The following is a 2,876-nucleotide window of genomic DNA, read 5'->3' on the forward strand; positions in this document are numbered from 1 at the left end:
CCCTTTCGCGGCTAAAGCCGCTCCTACAGGGATTGTGCATGCCTCAGGTTATGCAGAATGCCTCAGGCTGTGCACAACTCCTGTGGGAGCGGGCGTGCCCGCGAACACCGGCGCAGCCGGTACCATACAATCAGTGGCAAACCGATCTTTACGTCATTTAGTGGTTGGCATAATGAGAAATTAGTGCAAGTAGAGCGGCGGAGGGCGACCAGCTGATAATTAGGTAATGGTGATCAGCTTCGATATAGAGACTACGTGAAGTCGGTGTTTTTGAGTGCGCTGGTTTGCTTGAGGTTCGGTGTTATATGAAAGATTTGAGTTCATCTGTTTTGTCTCTCAGTCTAGCAGTTTCGTCAGGTAATAGATGGCTATCCAAGCGATGCCAATGGTGTTTAGTGATGATGCAATAAGAATTTTTCTTCTTAACTTCTCAGGGAATTGTAAATGGTCTTGCTCATCCAATAGCCCGCTGCGAATGCTTGAGGCGGGGGACCCAATGGCGCCAGCGATTACAGAAATAACTAGAACTCTGGAACCTATCTTTTTCTCTCCCCACATGCCGGTCGCAAATGGAAGGCACGCGCTCCGTTGGAGTGCTGAGGTCATTTCTTTATATTGGCGAGAGCACGCAATGTGAAGGTCAGATACAAGCCCGATTAAGGCGAGGCAGATAGGAGTGCCTAACAGAAATAGTCTTAGTTTTACATCAAGATGCTCAATCATTTTGAAAATCTCGAAGCTCTGTTGTGGTTATATTATGAAGTAGTTTATGATTAGCCAGCTAAAACCGGCGGTGTTAAGCCATGATGCGATAGTGATTTTGGCTTTCAGATGTTTAGGGAGCTGCTCAAAATCCCGGGCATCAAGCGAGCCTTTTCGAATGCTGGAGTTTGGTAGTGTGATAGCACCCGCTATCATGAACGTTACCAGCATTCTTGAACGTACACTTTTCTCTCCCCAAAGTCTGACGGAATATGAGAGGCATGGGCTTCGGTGGAGTGCTGCGGTCATTACTTCATATTGACGAGAGCATGCGATATGAAGATCCATCGCGAGTGCGGTTAGGCAGAGGCAGAAAGGGGAAGCGACTAAAAATAGTTTTAGCTTGATGTCGAGATGATCAATCATCTTGAAAAGCCTCGAAAATTATTTCGCCGATTTTTTCACCGCCTTTCATGCCTGCAAGGCTTCCCGCCAATGCTCCTCCGCCAGTGATAACTATTCCGCATACCAAGCTCGCAGGACCTGCTCTCCAACAAACTTGGGTTGCGGCCTTTCCTCCCATCTTTGCGCCAAACCATCCCCCGGCTAAGCCGCCAGAAAAATTTCCCGCTTCAGTAACTCGGACTTTTTCACAGGCCTTTGTATTGCCAGCCTGGCATACTTCGGAGACTTTTATTGCTGAGCCAATTCCGCCAACAGCAATACCGATGCGCCCTCCGTGTTTCAAGTATTTAGCCATTTTGGCCAGCTTGTTTAAGTGTGTCGAGTAGCCAGGGATATGTCCTGGGGCGCCAGCTTTGCTCCAATGGTGCACCAAGCTTCTCGAGGAGATTCCCAAGTCCCGTCGTAGGCTTTCATAGTTGCCAAGGTTGAGGTGTTTGTTCAGAACAGTCGCATTCAGGTTTGTGCTTAATTTTTTGAACAGTTTTTGACGTTCCGAAAAAAACTCTGGATGGCGAAGATGCCCATGCTTGATGAATTGCTGTCTATGCAGGTCTTCAATTTTTTGCAATGTGACGCTGATTTCATCCAACGATTTGGCAACCATCGCCTCAGTCACCCCCATCGCCAAGCTCACATCGCTGAGTAATCCGGCAATTTCGGCCTGATGGCGCATCAAGAAGTCAGCTTCTTCCGCTGTGAGATCTGCCAAGTCCTCCCGCGCCTGTTTCGCCGCACTCATCGCAAAATGCTCTTCCCGAGTGCACGCCGGGCGCCTCAAGCCATCACCAATGACAAAGATCTCACCTGCCTTGAAACCACGCTGATACGTCGGGTTCAGCCGCTCCAGAATTGACCGAGGCAGGTTGGCCTGCGGCGCGCCCAGCTCTGCCAGGACTTCCTGGTATGACATACAGCGCGGAACGATGTAGAAGCCGGGCTCCATGCCTTGAGGAGTGGGCGAGGGCTGAACCACCTCAGGCTGATAGGTACTTCTTATCGGGTTACCCGTCTGGGCCTGTGCTGGTGCCTCACGAACAGGCTCAGATGCGGGTGCCCCGCGCGAAGCCGGAGGTGCGTACCCACTTGCAACCAGGCGATTGCTGCCCTGTGGGCACCCGCATTGCACCAGTGCTCCGTCCAGAGCTGTGGGAATACCATCCTGCCGCCAGCGGACTTCGCCCTCGACGATGGTGCCCGCTTGTCCACATAGCGGGCAGGGTGTGGTCGGGTCGCCTTGAAGTAGCCAGTTGCGGCCATGCACACGGCCCCTGGCTTGGCTGGCAATGCAGATGGCGCCTGTGGTGGTTTCGTCGCCGTCCAGGCCTTGGTATCGGCCGAAGATGTTCATGCGCATGCTCATGGCTCGCCTCTTTTTCAGGTGGAAGCCAGGAACCTAGCAGGCGGTTGGCGGGTATTTTCGGGGTGGCGGGGGTTTAGGAAGGGTCCTACAAGGAATAGAGATTTGGACTACGTTATTTTATTGATGGCAATGCCGGCCTCTTCGCGGGCATGCCCGCTCTCATAGAACAACACATAAATCATCGATTTAGCAGGGCTCTGTGGGAGCGGGCGCGCCCGCGAACACCGGCGTAGCCGGTGCCATACACCGCGTTAGGCCCTTCGCGGGCGCGCCCGCTCCCACAGAGAATGTGACACGCTCTCGAACCTTGTTCTCTATGCAATCTCCCTGCGCGGTCGGTGTGGGAGCT

The 2,876-nt window shown here is 52.6% G+C and carries 1 protein-coding gene; it reads right to left on the reverse strand.

Going from position 1 to position 2,876, the window contains the following annotated elements:
* Positions 1–1,120 precede the first annotated feature (1,120 nt).
* Positions 1,121–2,527: a PAAR domain-containing protein gene (locus RYH74_RS25875; RefSeq protein WP_286100345.1), complete on the reverse strand. Its 1,407-nt coding sequence runs from the start codon at positions 2,525–2,527 to the stop codon at positions 1,121–1,123.
* Between the last annotated feature and the right edge of the window lie 349 nt (positions 2,528–2,876).

It is taken from the genome of Pseudomonas sp. LSJ-87, assembly GCF_032971465.1.
GTDB lineage: Bacteria > Pseudomonadota > Gammaproteobacteria > Pseudomonadales > Pseudomonadaceae > Aquipseudomonas > Aquipseudomonas putida_Z.